The 23,456-nt window shown below is 71.0% G+C and carries 21 protein-coding genes; 20 read left to right on the top strand and 1 reads right to left on the bottom strand.

Translation table 11 applies throughout. The annotated features are described in order from the left end of the window. From AB0M92_RS28385 to AB0M92_RS28290, 20 genes are all read left to right on the top strand, one after another. Entirely contained in the window at positions 1 to 1,830 is a 1,830-nt protein-coding gene (locus tag AB0M92_RS28385) for an AGE family epimerase/isomerase (protein WP_366105148.1), read from the top strand. A gap of 37 nt (positions 1,831 to 1,867) precedes the next feature. Next, entirely contained in the window at positions 1,868 to 2,230 is a 363-nt protein-coding gene (locus tag AB0M92_RS28380) for an STAS domain-containing protein (protein WP_366105147.1), read from the top strand. After that, positions 2,227 to 4,362 (top strand): glycogen debranching protein GlgX, encoded by a 2,136-nt coding sequence (gene glgX / locus AB0M92_RS28375; RefSeq protein ID WP_366105146.1) that lies wholly within the window; start codon positions 2,227 to 2,229, stop codon positions 4,360 to 4,362. The genes AB0M92_RS28380 and glgX overlap by 4 nt, the downstream gene beginning before the upstream one ends. A 56-nt stretch (positions 4,363 to 4,418) precedes the next feature. Further along, complete coding sequence (locus AB0M92_RS28370; protein WP_030157520.1) at positions 4,419 to 4,730, top strand: STAS domain-containing protein; 312 nt, start codon at positions 4,419 to 4,421, stop codon at positions 4,728 to 4,730. A gap of 5 nt (positions 4,731 to 4,735) precedes the next feature. Further along, complete coding sequence (locus AB0M92_RS28365) at positions 4,736 to 5,200, top strand: anti-sigma regulatory factor (protein ID WP_366105145.1); 465 nt, start codon at positions 4,736 to 4,738, stop codon at positions 5,198 to 5,200. Next, positions 5,182 to 6,450, top strand: coding sequence for a PP2C family protein-serine/threonine phosphatase (locus AB0M92_RS28360; RefSeq protein WP_366105144.1), 1,269 nt, complete (start codon positions 5,182 to 5,184; stop codon positions 6,448 to 6,450). Before AB0M92_RS28365 ends, AB0M92_RS28360 begins: the two co-directional genes overlap by 19 nt. After that, positions 6,450 to 7,193, top strand: coding sequence for a MinD/ParA family protein (locus tag AB0M92_RS28355; RefSeq protein WP_366105143.1), 744 nt, complete (start codon positions 6,450 to 6,452; stop codon positions 7,191 to 7,193). The genes AB0M92_RS28360 and AB0M92_RS28355 overlap by 1 nt, the downstream gene beginning before the upstream one ends. Before the next feature lie 70 nt (positions 7,194 to 7,263). Then, positions 7,264 to 8,004: a type 1 glutamine amidotransferase domain-containing protein gene (locus tag AB0M92_RS28350; RefSeq protein WP_366105142.1), complete on the top strand. Its 741-nt coding sequence runs from the start codon at positions 7,264 to 7,266 to the stop codon at positions 8,002 to 8,004. A gap of 32 nt (positions 8,005 to 8,036) precedes the next feature. Further along, entirely contained in the window at positions 8,037 to 9,521 is a 1,485-nt protein-coding gene (locus tag AB0M92_RS28345) for an aldehyde dehydrogenase family protein (RefSeq protein ID WP_366105141.1), read from the top strand. 91 nt (positions 9,522 to 9,612) lie between these two features. After that, on the top strand, positions 9,613 to 10,227 hold the full coding sequence (locus tag AB0M92_RS28340; protein WP_366105140.1) for an NAD(P)-binding domain-containing protein: 615 nt from the start codon (positions 9,613 to 9,615) through the stop codon (positions 10,225 to 10,227). A gap of 2 nt (positions 10,228 to 10,229) precedes the next feature. Then, positions 10,230 to 10,823 (top strand): (2Fe-2S)-binding protein, encoded by a 594-nt coding sequence (locus tag AB0M92_RS28335; RefSeq protein WP_366105139.1) that lies wholly within the window; start codon positions 10,230 to 10,232, stop codon positions 10,821 to 10,823. Positions 10,824 to 10,828: 5 nt separating this feature from the next. Next, positions 10,829 to 13,234: a xanthine dehydrogenase family protein molybdopterin-binding subunit gene (locus tag AB0M92_RS28330; RefSeq protein ID WP_366105138.1), complete on the top strand. Its 2,406-nt coding sequence runs from the start codon at positions 10,829 to 10,831 to the stop codon at positions 13,232 to 13,234. Next, entirely contained in the window at positions 13,231 to 14,055 is an 825-nt protein-coding gene (locus AB0M92_RS28325; RefSeq protein ID WP_366105137.1) for an FAD binding domain-containing protein, read from the top strand. Before AB0M92_RS28330 ends, AB0M92_RS28325 begins: the two co-directional genes overlap by 4 nt. 26 nt (positions 14,056 to 14,081) lie before the next feature. Continuing rightward, positions 14,082 to 15,344, top strand: coding sequence for an MFS transporter (locus AB0M92_RS28320; protein ID WP_366105136.1), 1,263 nt, complete (start codon positions 14,082 to 14,084; stop codon positions 15,342 to 15,344). Beyond that, positions 15,341 to 16,855 (top strand): ATP-binding protein, encoded by a 1,515-nt coding sequence (locus AB0M92_RS28315; RefSeq protein WP_366105135.1) that lies wholly within the window; start codon positions 15,341 to 15,343, stop codon positions 16,853 to 16,855. Before AB0M92_RS28320 ends, AB0M92_RS28315 begins: the two co-directional genes overlap by 4 nt. A gap of 15 nt (positions 16,856 to 16,870) precedes the next feature. Further along, entirely contained in the window at positions 16,871 to 17,212 is a 342-nt protein-coding gene (locus tag AB0M92_RS28310; protein ID WP_366105134.1) for a nuclear transport factor 2 family protein, read from the top strand. A gap of 128 nt (positions 17,213 to 17,340) precedes the next feature. Further along, entirely contained in the window at positions 17,341 to 17,988 is a 648-nt protein-coding gene (locus AB0M92_RS28305; RefSeq protein WP_366105133.1) for a TMEM175 family protein, read from the top strand. A gap of 71 nt (positions 17,989 to 18,059) precedes the next feature. Next, positions 18,060 to 19,385: a transposase gene (locus tag AB0M92_RS28300; protein WP_366105132.1), complete on the top strand. Its 1,326-nt coding sequence runs from the start codon at positions 18,060 to 18,062 to the stop codon at positions 19,383 to 19,385. Then, on the top strand, positions 19,385 to 20,524 hold the full coding sequence (locus tag AB0M92_RS28295) for an XdhC/CoxI family protein (protein WP_366105131.1): 1,140 nt from the start codon (positions 19,385 to 19,387) through the stop codon (positions 20,522 to 20,524). Before AB0M92_RS28300 ends, AB0M92_RS28295 begins: the two co-directional genes overlap by 1 nt. 166 nt (positions 20,525 to 20,690) lie before the next feature. Continuing rightward, positions 20,691 to 22,133, top strand: a complete 1,443-nt coding sequence (locus AB0M92_RS28290; protein ID WP_366105130.1) for a GuaB1 family IMP dehydrogenase-related protein — start codon at positions 20,691 to 20,693, stop codon at positions 22,131 to 22,133. A 94-nt stretch (positions 22,134 to 22,227) separates the two neighbouring features. Here AB0M92_RS28290 and AB0M92_RS28285 read toward each other — a convergent pair whose 3' ends face one another. Then, a complete protein-coding gene (locus AB0M92_RS28285) occupies positions 22,228 to 23,406 on the bottom strand; it encodes a histidine kinase (protein WP_366105181.1) in 1,179 nt (392 codons plus the stop codon). Positions 23,407 to 23,456 lie beyond the last annotated feature (50 nt).

Genomic DNA, 23,456 nt, shown 5'->3' with positions numbered 1-23,456 from the left:
ATGGCGGACGCCGTGAGCTTCTCCTTCTCCGACACCATCGCGGGCTACGTCGGCCGCTTCGACTCCGAGTCCCGCCTGCTGCGGCTGAAGACCTCGGACGGGAGGGAGTTCGACGTCTCCCTGGCCGGCGACCCGAGTGCCGAGCTGGTCCGCAACCTGGACGAGCCGTACATCGACGCCTCCGGGCACATCGACGAGATGCTCTCGCCGGGCCGGTTCCTCTTCGTGTACGGCGTCCACTACCCGGAGCGCGGCGGGCGTTTCGACGCCAAGCGCCTGGTGTTCCTGGGCCGCGGCGCCGAGGACTACCGGTTCGAGGAGCCCAGCTGGTGGGTCAAGCAGATCGAGTCGCTGGCCGACTTCTACATCCGGGCGCAGTTCGGCGAGGGCCCGGTGGACTTCACCGAGTACCGCACCGAGATCCGGCTCGGCGGCGACAAGACCGCCAGCCACGTCCAGGAGACCGACACGATCTCCCGCCTGGTCTACGGCATGGCCTCGGCCTACCTGCTGACCGGCAAGGACGCGTACCTGGAGGTCGCCGAGCGCGGCACCGAGTACCTGCGCAAGCACATGCGGGTCGTGGACAGCGAGGAGGACGTGGTCTTCTGGTACCACGGCATCAGCGTCGACGGGGACAGCGAGCGCAAGCTGTTCACCTCGGAGTTCTCCGACGACTACGACGCGATCCCGATGTACGAGCAGATCTACGCGCTGGCCGGCCCGATCCAGACGTACCGGGTCACCGGTGACATCCGGATCAAGAACGACGCGGACGCCACCATCCGGCTGTTCGACAAGTTCTTCAAGGACGAGGAGCAGGGCGGCTACTACTCGCACATCGACCCGATCCTGTTCAGCGCGGACCACGAGTCCCTCGGCGAGAACGCCGAGCGCAAGAACTGGAACTCGGTCGGCGACCACGCGCCCGCCTACCTGATCAACCTGTACCTGGCGACCGGCGACCAGAGGTACGCCGACTTCCTGGAGTACACCTTCGACACCATCGCGGACAAGTTCCCGGACTACAAGAACAGCCCGTTCGTCCAGGAGCGCTTCTTCCGCGACTGGTCGCACGACACCGCGCACAGCTGGCAGCAGAACCGCGCGGTCGTCGGGCACAACCTCAAGATCGCCTGGAACCTGATGCGGATGAACTCGCTGAAGGCCAAGCCGGCGTACGAGGACCTCGCCAAGAAGATCGGCGAGATCATGCCGGCGGTCGGCAGCGACGTGCAGCGCGGCGGCTGGTACGACGTCGTGGAGCGCGTCAAGTCCGTCAGCAAGGACGGGCAGGAGGCGTACCGTTTCGCCTGGCACGACCGCAAGGCCTGGTGGCAGCAGGAGCAGGCGATCCTCGCCTACCTCATCCTGAACGGCACCGTCGGCGGCGACGCCTTCCTGCGCGAGGCCCGGCAGGCGGAGGCCTTCTACAACACGTTCTTCCTCGACCACGACGAGGGAGCCGTCTACTTCAACGTGCTCGCCAGCGGTACGCCGTACCTGCTCGGCACGGAGCGGCTCAAGGGCAGCCACTCGATGTCCATGTACCACTCGGCGGAGCTCTGCTACCTGTCCGCCGTCTACAACAACCTGCTGATCAACAAGCGGGAAATGGACTTCCACTTCAAGCCCGACCCGACCAACCTGCCCGACCGCGTGCTGCGGGTCTCACCCGACCTGCTGCCCGCCGGCTCCGTGCAGATCGCGTCCGTCGAAATCGACGAGAAGCCGTACCGGGACTTCGACGCGGACGGCCTGACCGTCAGGCTGCCGGACGTCCAGGGGCGGATCAAGGTCAAGGTCCGGCTGCGCCCGGTGACTTCATAGCGCTCAACGGGGGGCGCCCCGACTAGAGGGGAAAGCAATGTCTCTGAACGTCAAGGAACGCCGCAACAAGGGCGGTACCGTCCTCGTCGCCACCGGCGAGATCAACAGTGAGACCTCCGGACAGCTGCTGCAGTCCCTGCTGCCGCTGGTCCGCGAGGGCCGGCCGCTGCGGATCGACCTCACGGCCGTCACGTACGTGTCCAGCGCGGGCCTGCGCACCCTGCTCGTCGTCTACCGCGAGGCCCAGCACGCCGGGGTCGCGGTCACCCTCTACGGGGTGAGCGAGGAAGTCCGGTTCGTCATGTCGGCCACCGGCTTCCTGGACTTCTTCCAGACCGGCGAGGCGGCGGCCGCGCAGTCCAAGGCCAAGTCGGCCCTCAAGCCCGCGGCCGCGCGATGACCGAGGCCCGGTCCGAGCAGGTGCTGCGCGTCGACGCGTACCCGACCCACGAAGTGGGCGGGTACCGCGTCCGCGCCGGCAAACCGTTCCCCTTCGGGGCCAACGTGGTCCCCGGCGGGGTCAGTTTCTCCGTCTTCTCCGACCAGGCGACCTCCATGACCCTGGTCATCTTCAAGCGCGGAGAGCCCGAGCCCATGGCCGAGCTGGAATTCCCCGAGGAGTTCCGCACCGGCAGCGTCTTCGCCATGACGGTCTTCGGCCTCGACCACGAGAACATCGAGTACGGGTACCGGGCCGACGGCCCCTACGACCCGGTCTCCGGGCACCGCTTCGACGCCCGCCAGATCCTCTCCGACCCCTACGCCCGGCTGATCTCCGGCCGTGACGTGTGGGGCGTGGAGCCGGACCGCAGCCGCGGCTACCAGTACCGCTCCCGCGTCTGCCTCCAGGACTTCGACTGGGGCGACGACACCCCGCTGGGACTGCCCGCCGAGGACCTCGTGGTGTACGAGACCCACGTGCGCGGTTTCACCCGGCACCCCTCCTCGCGGGTCACCGCCCCGGGCACCTTCGCGGGGCTGCGCGAGAAGATCCCGTACCTGAAGGAACTCGGGGTCAACTGCATCGAGCTGCTCCCGGTGTTCGAGTTCGACGAGAGCGACAACATGCGCTCCAACCCGGAGACGGGCGAGCACCTCTTCGACTACTGGGGCTACAACACGGTCTCGTTCTTCGCGCCCAAGGCCGGCTACGCGGCCACCGGACGCTACGGGATGCAGGGCGACGAGTTCCGCACCCTGATCAAGGACCTGCACGCGGCCGGCATCGAGGTCATCCTCGACGTCGTCTTCAACCACACCGCCGAGGGCAACGAGCAGGGCCCGACGATCTCCTTCAAGGGGCTCGACAACGCCACGTACTACATGCTCACGCCGGAGGGGTACTACTTCAACTTCAGCGGCACGGGCAACACGGTCAACTGCAACCACCCCGTCGTGCGCAGCTTCGTGCTCGACTGCCTGCGCCACTGGGTCGCCGACTACCACATCGACGGCTTCCGCTTCGACCTCGCGGCCATCCTCGGCCGGGACCTGGACGGCACCCCGCTGCCCAACCCGCCGCTGCTGGAGATGCTCGCCTACGACCCCGTCCTGCGGCACACCAAGCTCATCGCCGAGGCCTGGGACGCGGGCGGCCTCTACGAGGTCGGCAACTTCCCGGCGTACGGGCGCTGGGCCGAGTGGAACGGGAAGTACCGCGACACCGTGCGCAGCTTCCTCAAGGGCGACCCCGGCGTGACCGGGGAGCTGGCCACCCGCATCGCCGGCTCGCCCGACCTGTATTCCAGCCGCGGCACCTCGGCCTCGGTCAACTTCCTCACCGCCCACGACGGTTTCACCCTGGCCGACCTCGTCTCGTACAACGACAAGCACAACGAGGCGAACGGCGAGGGCAACAACGACGGCGGCAACGACAACGCCAGCTGGAACTGCGGGGCCGAGGGGCCGACCGACGATCCCGAGGTCAACCGGCTGCGCACGCGCCAGATGAAGAACGCGATCGCCATCCTCATGACCAGCCAGGGCATCCCGATGCTGCTGTCGGGCGACGAGGTGGCCCGCTCCCAGCAGGGCAACAACAACACGTACTGCCAGGACAACGAGCTGTCCTGGTTCGACTGGGAGCAGGTCGACGAGAACGCCGAACTGCTCCGGTTCACCCGGGAGATGATCGCGTTCCGCGGGCGCCACCGGGAACTGCGCTCCACCTCCCACCCCACCGGCCGGGTCCGCGAGAGCCTCGGACTGCCGGACATCAGCTGGCACGGCGAGCGGGCCTGGCAGCCCGACTGGTCGGCGGACAGCCGGCTGCTGGCCGTGGCCCGCTGCGGCACCGGGGACGACGACGTGGTGTACGTGGCCATGAACTCGCACTGGGAAGCGCACGACCTGGAGCTGCCCGCGCTCCCGCACGGGCGCAGCTGGCACCTGTTCGCGGACACCGGGGCCGAGGCCCCGCACGACATCCGCACCCCCGGCGGCGAGCCCGAGCTGGAGAACTCCGGGAAGTACCTGATCGGTCCGCGCTCGGTCGTGATCCTGGTCGGCCGGACGCCCGATCCCGAGCTCTAGCCGTCGCGACCCGATCTGACCGAACGCTCCAACCGCAGCGCCGAAGGAGACCTGACATGCCGCTTTCCGTGTCCCTGAGCATCGAGGGCGACACCACCGTGATCGAGCTGGCGGGCGAGCTGGACGCCAAGACCGCGCCGGACTTCCACCAGACCATCGAGAAGGCCGCCGGGCACGGCACCGGCACGGTCGAGATCAGGATGGCCGGTGTCGGCTACATGGCCAGCGCCGGGCTGCGGTCCCTGGTCTTCGCCCAGCAGAAGGTGGCCAACCACGTGACCATCAAGGTGGTCGGCGCGATCGAGCCCGTGTCCCGGACCATCCGGACGGCCGGGCTCGACCGCAGCATCGTGCTCTCCGATGAGTGAATCGCATGAGTGACATGGTCGAACTGGCGAGGACGCCCGCGGAGCTGGAGGTGCCCGCCACGCTGGGGGCACTGGGCGACATCGCCGTGTTCGTCCTGCGGCTGGCCGGCCGGGCGGGCCTCGGAAAGGGGCCCGCGTACCGGATCCGGCTGGCCGTGGACGAGCTGGCCACGAACATCGTGATGCACGGGTACCGGGGCGGCGACGGGCGGATCACCGTCCGCGGCCGCTCCGGCCCCGGCCGGGTGCAGATCTCCATAGCGGACTCGGCGCCGGCGTTCGACCCCGTCGAAGGCCGCCTGCCCCCGGCCCCCGGGACTCCCCCCGAGCGGCGCAGGATCGGCGGACTCGGCATCCACCTGGCGCTGACCAGCGTGGACGAATTCAGCTACGTACGCAGGGACGGCCGCAACATCAGCACGCTGACTGTGAACGCTGAGGGGACGGACCCATGCCCTCCACGACCGTGATCATCCTCGACGAGTACCCCCCGCCTCCGCTCGAACTGCTCGACGCGCTCCGCTCGATGGACGCGGAGCTCGTCGCGCGCACGCTGGCGGAGCTGCGGGGCGGCCCACTGGACGAGCTGCCCGTCGCCGACGTCCTGCTGGCCCCGGCCGAGGCCGACGGCGAGTCGGTGCGCCTCGCGGTGCGGCGGCTGCGCCGCTGGGCCGGGGCCCCCATCGTGGTGGTCTGGACGGTGACGGAGTTCGCCGCCCTGGAGGAGCACGTCCGGCTCGGCCACGACTACCTCGTACCGCCCTTCCTGCCGGCCCTCGTCGGGGCGCGGCTGCACAGCTGCTCGGAGCGCGCCGGACTCGGCCGCACCCTGCGCGAAGCCGACGCCCGCGCCGAACTCATGGGCTACGAGAAGGAGCTGGAGATCGGCCGGGAGATCCAGGCCGGCTTCCTGCCCGAATCGCTGCCGGTGCCCGAGGGCTGGGAGATCGACGTCCGCTTCCGGCCCGCACGGCAGGTCGCCGGGGACTTCTACGACGTCTTCGAGATCTCCCGCGGCCGCCGCCTGGCCTTCGTCGTCGCCGACGTCTGCGACAAGGGTGTCGGCGCCGCACTGTTCATGGCCCTGATCCGCTCGCTGCTGCGGCACACCGCGGAGAACAGCGGACTCCAGCACCTCGTGGCCGCCGGGCGCGCCGGCGGCAGCAGACGGATCCCGGTCGTCGGCGCGACACCCCTGCTCAACGCGGTCACCGCCACGAACGGCTACCTGACCCGCAACCACCTCAGACAGGGATACTTCGCCACCCTGTTCTTCGGTGTGCTCGACCCCGTGACCGGCAGCCTCGTGTACATCAACGGGGGCCACAACGCGCCGCTGCTGCTGCGCGCCGAAGGCGGCGACCCGCTCGCCCTGGAGGTCACCGGACCCGCCGTCGGGGTGCTGCCGGACTGCGTCTACACGCTCGGCTACGCCCAGCTGAATCCCGGCGACACCCTGTTCGTGTTCACCGACGGAGTGCCGGAGGCCCGCTGTCCCGACGGCAGCTTCCTCGGTGACGAGCGGATGCTGGAGCTGCTCGCCGGCCCCCCGGTGAGCGGCAGGGAGGTGGTCGACCTCATGGACACAGCGGTACGCGAACACACCGGAACGGCCGAACAGCACGACGACGTCACCATGCTGGCCCTGCACCGGCCACGTGCGGCGCGGGGGCCGCACGCGGACCGGACCACGGCCGCGGGCCGTACGGCGGTGGCCTGATGGCCCGGACCATCGTGGTGCACTCGCACCGCGGGGGCACCGGGAAGTCCTCGGTACTGGCGAACCTGGCCCTGCTCATCGCGGGCGAGGGACGCCGGGTGGGGGTGGTCGACACGGACATCCAGTCGCCCACCCTGGACCTGCTCTTCCGGCTCGGCCCGGGCCCCTCCCTGGCCGACTACCTGCTCGGTCGCTGCGAGATCGAGGCCACGGCGCAGCCGGTCGGCCTGCCCGGGCTGTACGTCGTACCGGCCCGTACCGGGACGGCGGCCCTGCGCGAGCTCATGACCAGCGGCTACGACGTCGGGCTGCTGCCCGAGGGCTTCGACCGGCTGGCCGAGCACTACGCGCTCGACGTGCTGCTGCTCGACACCCACGCCGGGCTGAACAACGAGTCGGTGACCGCCATGGCGAGCGCCGACGTCCTGATGATCCTGGCCCGGGCCGACCGGATCGACCTCTCGGGGGTCGAGGAGACCATCGCCCTGGCCGGGCGGCTGGCCTGCCGGCGGGCTCTGGTCATGAGCATGGCCCCCGAGGGCGTCGACGGGGAACAGGTCCGCCGGCGCGCCGAGGAGGTGTACGGCGCTCCCCTGGCCGGAATCCTTCCGTATGTGCCGGAAATGGCCGCCCTGTACGGCGAACGCATATTCGCAGAAGCCCATCCCGACCACCCCCTGGTCGGTGAATTCCGCACCATCATCTCCGCGTTGGACGCACCTCACGAAGTATCGCGCGCCTGACGCTCCCCCCTTACGCCCCCTGCGGGGGGCGTGTTGAATCGGCAGCGATTCCAGAACTAGGAGAGAAGTCATGAAGATTCTCGTCGTCATGACGGCCAAGGCAACGCTCCACCTGTTGGACGGGGAACAGCACCCCTCGGGTTTCTGGGCCGAGGAATTCGTCGTCCCCTACACCCTCTTCAAGGCCGCGGGCCACACCGTGGACGTGGCGACGATCGGGGGCCGGGCCCCCACGGTCGACCAGACCAGCATCGACCCCCAGTTCCTGAGGTGGGTCCGCCCCGAGGGCTCGCCGAACGAGGACGCGGCCAACGCCGCCGAGTACGTGAGAGTCGTCGAGGACACCCCCCAGCTCAAGAACCCCCTCGCGCTGGAATCCCTGGGCGAGAAGGACGTGGCCGAGTACGACGGCATCTACGTCAGCGGAGGCCACGGCGCGATCGGGGACCTGCCCCACTCCGACGAGCTCGCCCAGCTCCTGCGCTGGGCCATCGCCCAGGACAAACCGCTCGCCACCGTCTGCCACGGCCACACCTCGCTCCTCGCGCTGCGCGACGGCGAGGGCCGCTGGCCGTTCGAGGGTTACCGGATGACGGCCTTCTCGCACAGCGAGGAGATGGTCACCAACATGGCCGGCCGCCTCCCGCTGATCCTGGAGGCCGAGCTCACCCGGCTCGGCGCGCGCTACGAGAAGGCCGAGAAGATCTGGGACTCGCACGTGGTCGTGGACCGCAAGCTCACCACCGGCCAGAACCCGTATTCCTCCAAGGCCCTTGCCGAGACGTTCCTACAGCAGCTCGCCAAGGGATAGATCGCCCCCGCATCCGACACCGGAAGGCAGCCATGACCAAGCGCGCGCTCAGCGACCAGCCCTTGGCCAACCCCGGGAAGCTGTTCATCGGCGGCACATGGGTCTCGGCCCAGGACGGCCGTACCGAGCCGGACATCAGTCCCGTGGACGGGCAGGAGATCGTACCGGTGGCCCAGGCCGCCGCCGCCGACGCGGACGCGGCCGTGGCCGCCGCCCGCGCGGCGTACGAGGAAGGTCCCTGGAGCAGACTCTCCGCCCAGGAACGCGCGCTGCGGCTGAACCGGGTCGGTGAGCTCATCGAGCGCGACCTGGAGGAGATCGCCCTGCTGGAGACGGTGGACATGGGCAAGCCGTTCGCCTTCTCCAGCACGGTCGACGCCCCCATGGCCGCCCAGCTCATGCACTACTACGCCGGCGCCGTCACCCGGGTCGACGGCTCCTCGCGGGCCCCGGCCGGCGGGCAGCTCGCGTACACCCTGCGCGAACCGCTGGGCGTGGTCTGCGCCATCACCCCGTTCAACTTCCCGCTCCTGCTGTCGATGACGAAGATCGCACCGGCGCTGGCGGCGGGCAACACGGTCGTCCACAAGCCCTCACCGGCCACCCCGCTCACCGCCCTGAAGATCGCCGAGCTCTTCCAGGAGGCGGAGATCCCGGACGGCGTGCTCAACGTCATCACCGGTCCGGGCGTGGAGCTCGGCGAGACCCTCACCGGGCACCCGGACATCGACAAGATCGCCTTCACCGGCTCCACCGCGGTCGGCCAGACGATCATCCGCAAGTCGGCCGGCACCCTGAAGAAGGTGACGATGGAACTCGGCGGCAAGTCCGCCAACATCGTCTTCGCCGACGCCGACCTCGACGCCGCCGAGGAGCTCGCCTTCTTCGGCATCTACTACAACAAGGGCGAGATCTGCACGGCCGGCTCGCGCCTGCTGCTCCAGCGCCCCGTCCACGACGAACTGGTCGAACGCCTGGTGAGGCGGGCGGCCGCGCTCAAGCCGGGGGATCCGCGCGACCCGGAGACCCTGTTCGGGCCGCTGGCCCACCGCGGCCAGTTCGAGAAGGTCAGCTCGTACATCGAGGTCGGTGAGAAGGAGGGCGCCGTCCTGCGCACGGGCGGCACCGGCTGGACCCCGGAAGGGGCCTCCAGCCAGGGCCTGTACTTCCTGCCGACGATCTTCACCGGCGTCGACAACAGCATGCGGATCGCCCAGGAGGAGATCTTCGGCCCGGTCCTGTCGATCATCCCCTTCGACACCGAGGAAGACGCGATCCGGATCGCCAACGACAGCGCGTACGGGCTCGCGGCGGGCGTCCACACCAAGGACCTGCGGCGCGCCCACCGGGTGGCCTCCCAGATCAAGGCCGGCACCGTCTGGGTGAATTGCTACAACCAGTACGACCCCTCCGTGCCGTACGGCGGCTACAAGGCCTCCGGATACGGGCGCGAGTGCGGACCGGAATCCCTGGAGAGCTACACGCAGACCAAGTCGGTATGGATCGGCATGGACTGAGGGCCGGCCCCCTGACCGACCGGCTCACCGGCTCACCGGCTCACCGGCTGAGCGACGGACCGACCCAGCGATCTACCGAGTAGGAGCTGCAATGCGCACAGGCATCATCGGCACCGGGCGGATCGGTTCCACCCTCGCGCGGATCCTGGTGGCGGCCGGGCACGAGGTCTTGCTGGCCAACGCCCGCGGACCGCGGTCCCTCGGCCCCCTGGTGGCCGAACTGGGCCCCTCGGCCTCGGCGGCGCACACCGCCGAGGTGGCCGACCGGGCCGAACTGCTGGTGCTGATGGTGCCGTACGCCGGCGTCCGCGGACTCCTCCCGTCCGCGGCCGTGCAGGACAAGGTGCTGGTGGACGCCACGAACGCGTTCGGCGACGGTGGCAAGCCGGCCGATCCGGGCGGCCGCGCCTCCAGCGAACTCGTCGCCGAGTGGTATCCCGGCGCCCGGATCGTGAAATCACTGAATACCATGCATTTCGAGACTCTCGCCGTCGCCGGTACCGCGAAGGGCGAACGCCTGGCCCATTTCACTGCGGGCGACGACGAGAAGGCGAAGGAAATCGTCGCGGGAATCATCGCGGATTTGGGATTCGCTCCCGTCGACACCGGCTCGCTGCACTCCGGGGGAATTCTCCAGCAGCCCGGCGGGCCCCTTTTCAACCGGCCGCTCACGGAAGCGCAGGCGCTGGCATGGATCTCTCACTGAATGTGAACGGAAGACCCGAGCAGTTCGCGGCGGAGCCGAACGAACTGCTCGTCGAACGGCTCCGCGACGGCCTCGGGCTGACCGGCACCAAGGTCGGCTGTGACACCGGACAGTGCGGCACCTGCGTCGTCCAGCTCGACGGACGCTCCGTCAAGAGCTGTCTGATCCTCACCGCCGCCGCCGCGGGCTCCCAGGTGACCACGATCGAGGGCGTCACCACGCGCGGCGGCGAACTCAGCGGCCTCCAGGAGGCCCTGCGCCAGGAGCACGGGACCCAGTGCGGGTTCTGCACCCCCGGCATGGTCATGGCCCTCGGCGAGCTCGTCGAGAACACCGCGGACCGCGAGGCGCCCACCGAGCCCGAGATCCGCGAGTGGCTCACCGGCAACCTGTGCCGCTGCACCGGCTACCACAGCGTCGTACGGGGCGTGCAGCGCGCCTGCTCCGCCGCCCGGACCGAGATACCCGCGGAGATCGGCGCCGCCGCCGCGCCCGCCGGGTCCGGGTCCGGGCCCGGGGCCGGGTCCGCATCCGAACCCGCGCCGGCGCCCGTGTCCGCATCCGTGTCCGCGTCCGCGTCCGGCAAGGAGGTGTGAGGGAGATGACCGCAGTGACGGGGGAGGCACCCCTCCAGGGATCGGGCGTACTGGGCCGGCCGATGGACAGCCGCGAGGATCCGCAGCTGCTGCGCGGCGAGGCGACGTACGTGGCCGACGTCAACCTGCCCGGCACCGCCCACATGGCGATCCTCGGCAGCCCGGTGGCCCACGCGAAGATCCTCTCCATCGAGACCAAGGCCGCGGAGCAGATGCCCGGCGTGCTGAAGGTGGCCACCGCGGCCGACTTCACCGACGTGATGCCGCTGCCCTGCATCTGGATCCCCGGCGGGGTCGAGAGCCACTTCCCGCCCCACCCGTACGGACTCCCCGGCGCCCGGCCGGTCCTGACCGGCGACGCCGTCCGCCACGTCGGCGACCCGATCGCCGTGGTCGTCGCCGAGACCCCGCGCCAGGCCACCGCCGCGCTGGCCGCCATCGCCGTCGAGTACGAGCCGCTGCCCGTGGTCATCCGGGCCGACACGGCCCTCGCCGAGGGCGCGCCCCAGCTGCACGAGGCCGTACCGGGCAACCTGAACGCGTACTGGACCTGCGGGGACAAGGGCCGTACCGAAGCGGCCCTCGCCGACGCCGAGGTCAAGGTCGAACTCGACCTGGTCAACCAGCGCACCATCAACAGCCCCATCGAGCCGCGCGGCGCCGTCGGCGACTACAACGCCGCCACCGACGAGTACACGCTGTACTCCTCCACCCAGGGCCCGCACAACCACCGCTTCCTGCTCGCCGCGCTGGTCCTCGGCATCCCCTTCAACAAGCTGCGGGTGATCGCCCCGACCGTCGGCGGCAGCTTCGGCACCAAGGGGTACCTCTACCCCGACATGGCGCTGGTCCTGCTGCTCTCCAGGGCGCTCGGCCGGCCCGTGAAGTGGGTGGACACCCGCACCGGGCTGATGAACTCCACAGTCCAGGGCCGCGACCACCGCCAGCACGTGGTGCTCGCCGGCACCCGCGACGGCCGGATGACCGGCCTGTGGGCCACCAGCTACGCCAACCTGGGCGCCTACCCCTCCACCATCGGCCCCGGTGTCGCCACCGCCCTCATGGGCCGCTCCATCAGCGGCATGTACGACATCCCGGCCGCCTTCTGCGAGGTGTACGCCGCCTTCACCAACACCGTCCCGCTCGGTGCCCAGCGCGGCAGCGGGCGGGCCGAGGCGGCCTTCCTGATGGAGCGGCTCGTCGACCGGTTCGCCTCCGAGATCGGCATGGACCCGGCCGCCGTGCGCCGCAAGAACCTGGTGCCGAACGAGAAGTTCCCGTACGACAACGGCCTCGGCTGGACGTACGACTCAGGGGACTACCAGGTCAACTTCGACAAGGCGATGGAGCTGTCGGGCTACGCCGACATGCCCGCCCGCAAGGCCGAGGCCCGCACCCGCGGCAAGAGGCTCGGGGTGGGCATCGCCACCTACGTGGCGATCTGCGGGGTCGGCCCCTCCACCCGGATGTCCCAGGAGGGCATGCTCGGCGGCACCTGGGAGAGCGCGAACATCCGCGTCAACCCGACCGGCGAGGTCACCGTCACCGTCGGCTCCGCCTCCACCGGCCAGAGCCACCACACGGTCTTCGCGCAGGTCGCCGCCGACGAGCTGGAGATCGACCCGGCGCTGATCCAGGTGTACCAGGGGGACACGCTCAGGGCCCCGTACGGGCAGGGCACGTACGGCTCGCGCTCCTACAGCATGGCCGCGCCCGCCGTCGCCCTCACCGCCCGCAAGATCAAGGCGAAGCTGGTCAAGGCCGGAGCCGTCTTCCTCGGCGTCCCCGAGGAGAAGGTCGTCTACACCGGCGGCACGGTCCACGAGGAAGGCAACGAGGAGAACGCCAAGAGCTTCTCCGATCTGGCCATGGCCATGTGGTACGGCTGGGGGCTGCCGCACGAGATCGAGCCCGCCCTCGACGAGACCACCCACTTCGACCCGCCGGACTTCAACTACCCCTTCGGCACGCACGTGGCCGTCGTCGAGGTCGACGAACTCACCGGCGAGAGCGCGGTGGTCGCCTACACCGCCGTCGACGACGCCGGCAACATCGGCAACCCGAAGATCGTCCTCGGGCAGATCGAGGGCAGCATCACGCACGGCCTCGGCCAGGCGCTGATGGAGGCCGCCGTGTACGACGAGCAGGGGCAGCTGCTCAGCTGCGACCTCACCAAGTACGCCCTGCCCCGCGCCGCGGACGTGCCGTTCTTCACGCTCGGCAAGACCACCACGCCCAGCCCGCACAACCCGCTGGGCGCCAAGGGCGCCGGCGAGATCGCCACCGTGCCGCCCGCCGCCGCCGTCGTCAACGCGGTCGTCGACGCCCTGTCCGATCTGGGCGTGGAGCACATCGACATGCCGCTCACCCCCGAGAAGGTCTGGCGCCGTCTGAGAGGGGAAGCCCAGTGATCCTCACCGAGTTCGACTACGTCCGGCCCGTCGGCCTCGACGAGGCCCTGGCCCTGCTCCGCAGCGCCCGGGGCGCCCGGGTGCTGGCCGGCGGCCAGAGCCTGCTGCCGGCCCTGCGCACCGGGGAGGAGAGTGCCCGGCTGCTCGTCGACGTACGCCACCTCGAAGAGCTGCGCGGCATCGGGCGGAGCGCCGGGGGGATCCGGATCGGCGCGCTGACCACGCTCGCCGAGCTGGCCGCCCACCCGGTCGTCCTCACCGAGGCACCCGAAGTGGCGGCCGCGGCCCGGGCCAACGGGGACCCCCAGGTCCGCAACCTCGGCACCGCCGGCGGCAACCTCGCCGCCGGCGGCCGCGCCACCGACCTGTCGGTCGCGGCCATCGCCGCGGACGCCCGGGTCGAAGTGGCCGGACCCGGCGGCCGGCGGACCGTGCCCGCGGAGGAGTTCGCGGACCGCGGGGTGCCGGCCGGGGCCGTGGTCACGGCACTGCTGGTGCCCGCCGCCGGGCGGGCCGCCGCCTTCGAGAAGACCGCCGACCGGGCCACCCTCTACCCGGTCTGCGCCACCGCCGTACGCATCACCCCCGACGGGCCGCGCATCGCGGTCACCGGAGCCACCGCCCGCCCGCTGCGGCTGCGCGGGGTCGAGGACCGGCTGCGCGGGGGCCCGTACACGACCGAGGCCGTGCTCGCGGCCTTCCGCGCCGAGCCCAGGGAGCTGTTCGTCCCCGGGCGCGGCACCTCGGCCGAGTACCTCGGCCACCTCGCGGGGGTGCTCGCCGCCCGCGCGCTGCAGAGGGCAGACCAGGCCCTCGCCTGAACCGCCCACCACGGGGAGTTGACGCAGTGGCCGAATTGTCCAGGACGACCACGGGGGTACCGGCCGGTCCGGCCGCCCAGGCGGCCGCGGCCCCCAGGGGCTCCGGCTTCTGGGTGGTCGGGGCGGTGCTCGTCCTGCTGATGCTCTCCTCGTCCGTACCCTCCGCCCTGTACGTGCTCTACCAGGAGAGATGGGGTCTGTCCTCCGGCATGATCACGGTGGTCTTCGCCCTGTACGCCGTCACCGTGCTGATCGGGCTCCTGCTCTTCGGGTCCCTCTCGGACACCCTGGGCCGGCGCCCCGTGCTCGGCGGCGGCCTGGTCCTGGCGATCGTGTCCATGGGACTGTTCGCCGGGGCCCGCGGGCTCGGGCTGCTGCTCGCCGCCCGCGCCGTGCAGGGGCTCGCGGTGGGCCTGGCCACCGGGGCGATGGGCGCCGCCCTGCTCGAACTCGCCCCGCGCTCACGTCCGGCGCTCGGGGCCCAGGTCAACAGTGCGGGGCCGACGGTGGGGATCGGGCTCGGCGGGATCGGGGCCGGGCTGCTCGTCCAGTACGCGCCCGCCCCGACCGTGCTCAGCTACCTGCTGCTGGTCGCCGCCTTCGCCGTGACGTTGGTGGGGGTGTTCAGGATGCGTGAGAGCGCTCCCGAGGCGCGCTCGGGCGGCCGGATGCGGATCAGCGCCCGCCGCATCCACGTCCCGGCCGCCGTACGGGGCCGCTTCGCCGTCCTCGTCCTGACCATCGTCGCCGTCTGGTCGGTCGGCGGCTTCTACCTCTCGCTCGGGCCGCACCTGGCCCTCTCCCTGCTCGGCAGTTCCAACTACCTGGTCGGCGGGGCCACCGTGGCACTGCTCGCGGGCGCGGCCACCGCGGCCCAGCTCCTGCTGGGCCGGGTCGAGGCCCTGCGTACGGCGGTGCTGGGTCTGTGCGGGCTGCTTGCGGGGCTGGGCCTGGTCCTGCTCGCGCTGGGACTGCGCTCCGCCCCCGTGTTCCTCGCGGGCACCGCCGTACTCGGCGGGGGCTGGGGCGCGGCGTTCCTCGGCTCCTTCCGGGCGCTGAGCACGCTCGCCGAGCCGGCGCACCGCGGTGAACTGACCGCCGCCGTCTACGTCTTCGCGTACCTGGCGATGAGCGTGCCGGCGGTCCTCGCCGGAATGCTCACCAACATCCACGGTCTGCACCGCACCTCGGTCGGCTTCATGGCCGCCGTCGCCGGGGTGTGCGCGCTGGCCCTGTTCGTCACGCTGCGGCTGGCCGCCCGCACCCGGGCCGAAGGGAGCACGACATGAAGGCTGCCGACATGAGCACCGCGGAGCTGCGATCGGCCCTGCCCGGGCTGGAGATCTTCGCCGGGCTCACCGAGGACCAGCTGGACTGGCTGGTCTCCGTCTCCGAACCCCGGGTGCTCGCCGACGGGGAGGTCCTCTTCCGGGACGGCGAGGAGGCCACGGGCTTCCACGTCCTGCTCGCGGGCGGGCTCGTCGTCACCAAGGTCGTCGACGGCCGGGAGGAGGTGCTGACCCGGCACTCCACCGAGGAGGAGAGCGCCGCCGCCGAGGAGCACGACGGCAAACCCTCCGCCGCGCACCGCTTCACCGGCGAGCTGCCGCTGCTGACGGACGGGGCGTACGTGGCCACCGCCGCCGCGAGCGGGCCGGCGACCACCGTCGTCGCGTACCCGAGGCCGGTGTTCTTCGAGATGCTGACCCGCTGCCACGGGGTGGCGGCCGTACTGATCCCCGTACTGGCCTGGCGGATCAAGTCCTCGGAGGTGCAGGCCCGCAAGCGGGCCACCGTCGAGGCGCTCGGCACCCTGGCCGCCGGCCTCGCGCACGAGCTGAACAACCCCGCGGCCGCCGTGGCCCGGGCCGCGCAGGAGCTGGCGCCCGCCCTGGAGGGCCTCACCAGGACCGCCCAGGCCTGGGGCGCCGCGGCGACGGGCGCGGAGCGCTCGGTGTTCGACCGGCTTGCCGAGGAGCTGGACAAGCTGCCGCCGCCGGCCAGCACCGACCCGTTCGCCCAGGCCGACGCCGAGGAGGAGATCGCCGACTGGGCCGAGGAGGCGGGCACCGAGCGGCCCGGGCTGCTCGGCTCCGGGATCTCCGACCTCGGGCTGGAGCTGGGCTGGCTGCTGGAGCGGCTGGAAGGGGTCGGCGAGCCGGCCCTGCCCGCCGCCCTCGACCACCTCGCGGCCCTGCTGGAGATCCGCTCGCTCGCCGCGGAGCTGCGCGCGGCCGGGCCCCGGATCTCCCAACTCGTGGCCGCCACCCGCGATTACGCCAATCTCGACCGGGCTCCCGAACAGCGCTTCGCGGTGGCCGACGGGATCGAGAACACGCTGGTCGTGCTGCGTGCCAAGCTCGCCGGGATCGCCATCGTGCGTCAGTACGAACCGGCACTGCCCGAACTGACGGGCTATCCCAGCGAGTTGAATCAGGTGTGGACCAACCTGGTCGACAACGCGGCCGAGGCCATGGAGGGCGCCGGCACCCTCACCCTGCGGGTGCGCGCCGAAGGCGTGTGCCTGGTCGTGGAGATCGCCGACACCGGCCGGGGCATCCCCGAGGACTCCCTGCCGCGGATCTTCGAACCCTTCTACACGACCAAGGACGTGGGGAAGGGCACGGGCCTCGGACTGCACCTCAGCTATCGCATCGTGACCCAGCGGCACCACGGCTCGATCACCGCCCGCTCACGTCCCGGCGAGACCCGGATGGTCGTCCGGCTGCCGCTCACCACGGCCGCCGCCTGCGCCGCAACACCGGATGAGCCCACCTCGCACGGTTCCACCACCCGTTGAACGAATGGAGTCGACATGGCCAAGTACGACATCTCCAAGCTCCACCCGGTCTTCGTCCGCCAGATGGACGCCCTGGCCGCCCTGGACATCGAGGCGGTGATGAAGAACTACACCGACGACGCGGTGCTGGTGCGCTTCGAGGGCGCCTCGGTCGGCATCGAGGCGGTGCGCGAGACGTTCACGGGCTACCTGACCGTGAAGCCGACGCTGGTGGAGCTCCAGGAGTACATCGAGACCGACGACACGATCTTCTACCGCGCGATCATGAACTTGAACGGCGAACCGGAGCACGCGTTCGGGACACTCGTGGTCCGCGATGGCCGGATCTGGCGCCAGACCGCCGGTTTCGGCGGCTGAACAACGATATCTGGGTAGCGTGTGCGGGGAGGGCGAAGGCAGCGCCCTCCCCGTACGCACAAGCTCTTCCGGAGACCTGGACGGCGCTGGCGGGAACTCTTTACTTGTGAAATGGCAAAGGGGAGGTCATGGAACGCGAAACCGGGCGTGTCGAGGCGTTCAGTGATGGCGTATTTGCCATCGTCATCACGATTCTGGTCCTGGAACTAAAGGTTCCGGAGGAAAAGGGATCGGACTTCTGGCACGGGGTGGCGCAGCAGTGGCCGCACTATGCCGCATACGTGGTGAGTTTCCTCATCATCGGCGTGATGTGGGTGAATCACCACACCATCTTCAGCCACCTGAAGCGGGTTGACCGGCCGCTGTTGTTCCTGAATCTCCTGGTGCTGATGGTGGTATCGGTGATTCCGTACACCACGACCGTGCTGGCCGAGCACCTCGTCGAGGAGGGCGGCTCCGCCAACGCCGCCGCGGTCCTCTACAGTTCGGTCACCGTCGCCTACGCGCTCGCGTTCCTGGCCTTCTGGTGGTACGTCACACGGGTCGGCCACCTGTTCCACGAGCGGGTGGACAGGGACGGCGCCCGGGCCACCCGCGTGCGCTTCGGCCTCGGCGCCGTGGCGTACCCCATGACCGTCCTCCTGTCCTTCTTCTCCGCTCCCCTCACTCTCGCCGCACACTTCCTGATCGCGCTCTACTATGCGGCGAACCAGATCCCCATCCCCCTCGTGGTAGAAGAAGAGCGGCTCGAAACTGCGAGCGACCTCAGGAAGTAGCCGCCGGGGCCTACGGCCGCTCAGTACGGTCAAGTAGGGTATTGGATCTAGTGGTCGCGGGGGAGGCCCAGATGGCTCGCGTAGTCCTGCCGGAGGAATCCGCCAAGGAAATCTCCGAATTGATCGACGTCCTGATCTCTCTTTTCTTCGAATCCTTACCCCGGCGGGACCAGCGAAACTGGGCCCGCGTTTATCTCAACGGCCTCGTGCGGACCAGCGGGAAGAAAACAATCCGTAACATCGCCGGAACGGGGGCGAGCTCCGTCGAGCAGAGCCTCCAGCAGTTCATCAGCAAGTCCCCCTGGGACTGGACCCCCGTGCGCCGCTCCCTCGCGCAGTACCTCGAACGCACCGCCCAGCGCCCGCTGGCCTGGGTGGTCCAGCCCATGGTCATCGAGAAGGCCGGCGACCGCTCCGTCGGGGTCGGCCGGCAGTTCGTCCCCCAGCTCGGCCGCACCGCCAACTGCCAGCAGGCCGGCGGCATCTGGCTCGCCTCCAGCGAGGCCAGCTTTCCCGTCGAATGGACCCTCACCCTCCCGGGGCCCTGGACGAACGAGCTGATGCGCCGCCGGCGGGCCGGCATCCCCGACACCGCCCGCTCGCTCACCCCCGCCCAGGACGCCGTGCACGCCGTCCAGCGGATGGCCGCCACCTGGCAACTCCAGCGCCGGCCCGTGGTGATGGAAGTCGCCAACAGCGACATCCCGCAGTGCATCGAATCCTTCGCCCTCCAGGACATCCCCTTCGTCTTCAAGGTCGACGGCTCACTGCCCGTCTCCTTCGGCGGCGCCGGCCGCCACAAGCCCGGACCGCACACCGCACCCGCCCGCGAACTCATCGACTCCCTGCGCTCCCAGCGCCGCGTCGTCGAATGGACCCGGCACGGCCGCGCCGAGGGAGCGGTGACCCTGCTGACCTCGGCCGCCATCCTGGCGACCCCCGGCGAGGACCGGCCCGTACCGATGCCGCCGACCCCGCTGCTGCTCGTCGGAGCCTGGACCGAAGCCGCCCTGCTGCCTTCCGAGTTCTGGATCACCAACATCGGAGACCGGCCGCTGGCCCAGCTGTTCCTGCTCGCCAAACTCACCGACCGGGTGTCCCTCGACTTCACCGAGACCTGCGAACCCGTGGGCATCCGCGATTTCGAGGGCCGCTCCTTCCGCGGCTGGCACCACCACGCCACGCTCGCGAGCGTCGCCCACGCCTCGAAACTGCTCGGCGCCCGGGGCCGGGTCCCCGACGCGTTCCCCGTCACCGGCCCGCCCGCCATCGGCGCGGCGCCGGCCGTTCGGCCGCGCACCGGGGCGCCCGCCCCCGTACCGCGGACCGGCCCTCCCGTACTGCCGCCGCGGCCGCTGATCCCCGGCCAGAGCGCGAGACGCGAGTACATCCGCTGATGCTCGACATCGCCGAGGAACTACGCGCGTGGTGCGCCGCGCACCGGGAGTTCGCCCTGGCCACCGTGGTCGCCGTCACCGGGAGCGCGCCGCGCGGCCCGGGCGCCTCGCTCGCCGTCGACGCCGGCGGCACCGCGCTGGGCTCCGTATCCGGGGGCTGCGTGGAATCCGCCGTGCACGAACTCTGCCTCGACGCCATCACCTCGGGCGAAGGCGGCGTGCACCGCTTCGGATACAGCGACGACGACGCCTTCGCCATCGGTCTGACCTGCGGCGGGATCCTGGACGTGCTGGTCACGCCGGTGCGCGGGCACGATCCGGTGCGGCCCGTGATCGGCTCCGTGCTGGAGGCCGCGGCCGGCGGGGGCAGGGCCGCGCTGGCCCGGGTGGTCTCCGGCCCGCCGCCGCAGCTCGGCCGGGCCCTCGCGGTCCATCCGGACGGATCGTACGAAGGCTGCCTGGGCGGGGGTACGGCCCTGGACCGGGCCGCCGCCGTGCACGTACGGGACCTGCTGCTGGCCGGGCGCACCGGGACCGTCGAACTCGGCACCGCGGGCGGGCTGTGCGGGCAGCCGCTGACGCTGCTGGTCGAATCGGCCGCCGAACCGCCCCGGCTGATCGTCTACGGGGCCATCGACTTCGCCGCCGCCCTCGCCCGGATCGGGGCCTTCCTGGGCCACCGGGTCACCGTCTGCGACGCCCGGCCCGTCTTCGCGACCCCGGCCCGCTTCCCCGACGCCGACGAGGTGGTGGTGGAATGGCCGCACCGCCACCTGGCCGCGGAATGGGAGGCCGGACGGGTGGACTCCCGTACGGCCGTCTGCGTCCTGACCCACGACGCCAAGTTCGACGTACCGCTGCTGGCCCTCGCCCTGCGGCTGCCGCTCGGCTACGTCGGAGCCATGGGGTCGCGGCGCACCCATGCCGCACGCGAGCAGCGGCTGCGCGAGGAGGGGGTCTCGCAGGCCGCCCTCACCCGTTTGCGCTCGCCCATCGGACTGGACCTCGGCGGCGCCACGCCCGAGGAGACGGCCCTGTCGATCGCCGCCGAGTTCACGGCCGCCCGGTACGGAGGGTCGGTCCTGCCCCTGGCGCACCGCCCCGGTCCGGTGCATCGTGAGAGGACCAAAGTCCCGTAGGGAAAGCCGAGGGTCCCGTAGGAACAGACCAGGGGGCCCGGTATGTCCTGGACGATCGGCCCGGGCGGCATGGAGCGCGGGCCATGGGAGAATGAAGTACGTGCGTTTCCCCGGCCGCCCGTCGGGGCCGCAGCCGGATCCTTCGATCGACTGGGATGTTCAGCACGTGCGTTTCCTCAATGACCAGAAGCCGCCGTACGACCTGACGTACGACGATGTATTCATGGTGCCGAGCCGCTCCGCGGTCGGTTCCCGCCAGGGCGTGGACCTCTCCTCGCCCGACGGCACCGGCACCACCATCCCGCTCGTCGTGGCGAACATGACCGCCATCGCGGGCCGACGCATGGCCGAGACGGTCGCCCGCCGCGGCGGCATCGTGGTCATCCCGCAGGACATCCCGATCGAGGTCGTCACCGACGTCATCTCCTGGGTCAAGACCCGCCACCACGTGCTCGACACCCCGATCACCCTGGCGCCCACCCAGACCGTCGCCGACGCGCTGTCCCTGCTGCCCAAGCGCGCTCACGGCGCAGGTGTCGTCGTCGACGCCGACGGCCGCCCGGTCGGCGTCGTCACCGACCACGACCTGACCGGCGTGGACCGCTTCACCCAGCTCTCCGAGGTCATGTCGAAGGAGCTCCTGCTCATCGACGCCGACATCGACCCCCGCGAGGCCTTCAACAAGCTCGACGCCGGCCACCGCAAGCTGGCCCCGGCCGTGGACAAGGACGGCCGGCTCGTCGGCCTCCTGACCCGCAAGGGCGCGCTGCGCGCGACCCTCTACACCCCGGCGACCGACGCCGAGGGCAAGCTGCGCATCGCCGCGGCCGTCGGCATCAACGGCGACTTCGTGCAGAAGGCCAAGCAGCTGCTCGACGCGGGCGTGGACACGCTCGTCATCGACACGGCCCACGGCCACCAGGAGTCGATGATCAACGCGATCAAGGCCGTGCGCGCGCTGGACCCGCAGGTCCCGATCGTGGCGGGCAACATCGTGGCCGCCGAGGGCGTCAAGGACCTCATCGAGGCCGGCGCCGACATCATCAAGGTCGGTGTGGGCCCCGGCGCCATGTGCACCACCCGCATGATGACCGGCGTGGGCCGCCCGCAGTTCTCCGCGGTGCTGGAGTGCGCGGCCGAGGCGAAGAAGTACGGCAAGCACGTGTGGGCCGACGGCGGCGTCCGCCACCCGCGCGACGTGGCGATGGCGCTGGCCGCCGGTGCGTCGAACGTGATGATCGGCTCCTGGTTCGCGGGCACGTACGAGTCCCCGGGCGACCTCCAGCAGTCCGCCGACGGTCGCTTCTACAAGGAGTCCTTCGGCATGGCGTCGGCGCGCGCCGTGCAGAACCGCACCAGCGAGGAGTCCGCGTACGACCGGGCCCGCAAGGGCCTGTTCGAAGAGGGCATCTCCACCTCGCGGATGTTCCTGGACCCCTCCCGGCCCGGCGTCGAGGACCTGATCGACTCGATCATCGCGGGCGTCCGCTCGTCCTGCACCTACGCGGGCGCGGGCTCCCTCGCGGAGTTCGAGGAGAAGGCCGTGGTCGGCGTCCAGTCGGCGGCCGGCTACGCCGAGGGCAAGCCGCTGCACGCCAGCTGGAGCTAGTCCCGCTCTTCCCGGTGGCCCCGGGCCCGTCCCCCCAGCGGACGGGCCCGGGGCCACCGGCGTTCCGCGGGACCGCCCGGCGCGCCGGGCGTGGTCAGTGCCGGGGCGGCTGTCGGCCTGGCCCCGAACTGTGCACACCCGCACGGTATTTGGGAATGCGCAGGGAGATCTTCATGCCCGCGCCGATGCCCGTCTCGATCACCGGGCCGTACGCGTCGCCGTACACCTGGCGGATCCGCTCGTCCACGTTCGTCAGCCCGATGCCCGACGAGGAGCCGCCGCGCTCGCCGGCCAGGATCCGGCGGAGCACGGCCGGATCCATGCCGACCCCGTTGTCCTCGATGGTGATCAACGCCTCCGCGCCCGCGTCCCGGGCGGCGATCGTGATCAGGCACTCCTCGGTGGAGTCCTCCAGCCCGTGCTTGACGGCGTTCTCCACCAGCGGCTGGAGGCACAGGAACGGCAGCGCCACCGGCAGCACTTCGGGCGCCACCTGGAGCGTCACCTTCAGCCGGTCCCCGAACCGGGCTCCGGCCAGGGCCAGGTACTGCTCGATGGAGCGCAGCTCCTCGGCCAGCGTGGTGAACTCGCCGTGCCGGCGGAAGGAGTAGCGCGTGAAGTCGGCGAACTCCAGCAGCAGTTCCCGGGCCCGCTCCGGATCGGTGCGGACGAACGAGGCGATCGCGGCCAGGGAGTTGAAGATGAAGTGCGGGGAGATCTGCGCGCGCAGCGCCTTGATCTCCGCCTCCATCAGGCGGGTGCGCGAGCGGTCCAGCTCGGAGAGCTCCAGTTGTACGGAAACCCAGCGGGCCACCTCGGTCGCGGCCCGCACGAGCACCGCGGACTCCCGCGAACCGTAGGCCACGAGGGCGCCGAGCACCCCGTCCTCGCCGGTGAGCGGGGCGAACACCGCCCACCTGAGCGGGCAGTCGGGGCGGGTGCACTCGGTCCGCACGCTCATGCTGCGGCCGGAGTCCAGCATGACGGCGACCCGGGCCATCGCCCGCCGCTGGTGGTGGTCGGCGCCCGGCCCGTCCCAGGCCAGCACGGACTGCCGGTCGGTGAGGCACAGGGCCTCCGTGCCCAGCAGCGAGCGCAGCCGTCTGGCGGCCTTGCGGGCGGCGTCCTCGGTGAGCCCGGCGCGCAGCGGGGGAGCGGCCAGCGAGGCGGTGTGCAGGGTGTGGAAGGTGGCCCGCTCCACGGGGGTGCCCAGGTCCGGGCCGCTCGCCCGGTCGCCGCGCCGGGCGTGCCAGTGGCCGCCGGCCCAGCCCAGCCCCAGCAGCAGGGCCGCGCCGGTCACCGTCAGCACCGTGAGCAGTGCTC

This window comes from Streptomyces sp. NPDC051582 (genome assembly GCF_040681715.1).
GTDB lineage: Bacteria > Actinomycetota > Actinomycetes > Streptomycetales > Streptomycetaceae > Streptomyces.
This window is presented reverse-complemented; position numbering and strand designations above follow the sequence as displayed.

Coding starts and splice junctions, on each gene's coding strand:
- AB0M92_RS28340 (WP_366105140.1), top strand. CDS start 9,613: ATGCGCACAGGCATCATCGGCACCGGGCGGATCGGTTCCACCCTCGCG.
- AB0M92_RS28305 (WP_366105133.1), top strand. CDS start 17,341: ATGGAACGCGAAACCGGGCGTGTCGAGGCGTTCAGTGATGGCGTATTT.
- AB0M92_RS28345 (WP_366105141.1), top strand. CDS start 8,037: ATGACCAAGCGCGCGCTCAGCGACCAGCCCTTGGCCAACCCCGGGAAG.
- AB0M92_RS28350 (WP_366105142.1), top strand. CDS start 7,264: ATGAAGATTCTCGTCGTCATGACGGCCAAGGCAACGCTCCACCTGTTG.
- AB0M92_RS28365 (WP_366105145.1), top strand. CDS start 4,736: ATGAGTGACATGGTCGAACTGGCGAGGACGCCCGCGGAGCTGGAGGTG.
- AB0M92_RS28315 (WP_366105135.1), top strand. CDS start 15,341: ATGAAGGCTGCCGACATGAGCACCGCGGAGCTGCGATCGGCCCTGCCC.
- AB0M92_RS28385 (WP_366105148.1), top strand. CDS start 1: ATGGCGGACGCCGTGAGCTTCTCCTTCTCCGACACCATCGCGGGCTAC.
- AB0M92_RS28370 (WP_030157520.1), top strand. CDS start 4,419: ATGCCGCTTTCCGTGTCCCTGAGCATCGAGGGCGACACCACCGTGATC.
- glgX (WP_366105146.1), top strand. CDS start 2,227: ATGACCGAGGCCCGGTCCGAGCAGGTGCTGCGCGTCGACGCGTACCCG.
- AB0M92_RS28295 (WP_366105131.1), top strand. CDS start 19,385: ATGCTCGACATCGCCGAGGAACTACGCGCGTGGTGCGCCGCGCACCGG.
- AB0M92_RS28360 (WP_366105144.1), top strand. CDS start 5,182: ATGCCCTCCACGACCGTGATCATCCTCGACGAGTACCCCCCGCCTCCG.
- AB0M92_RS28330 (WP_366105138.1), top strand. CDS start 10,829: ATGACCGCAGTGACGGGGGAGGCACCCCTCCAGGGATCGGGCGTACTG.
- AB0M92_RS28355 (WP_366105143.1), top strand. CDS start 6,450: ATGGCCCGGACCATCGTGGTGCACTCGCACCGCGGGGGCACCGGGAAG.
- AB0M92_RS28310 (WP_366105134.1), top strand. CDS start 16,871: ATGGCCAAGTACGACATCTCCAAGCTCCACCCGGTCTTCGTCCGCCAG.
- AB0M92_RS28380 (WP_366105147.1), top strand. CDS start 1,868: ATGTCTCTGAACGTCAAGGAACGCCGCAACAAGGGCGGTACCGTCCTC.
- AB0M92_RS28300 (WP_366105132.1), top strand. CDS start 18,060: ATGGCTCGCGTAGTCCTGCCGGAGGAATCCGCCAAGGAAATCTCCGAA.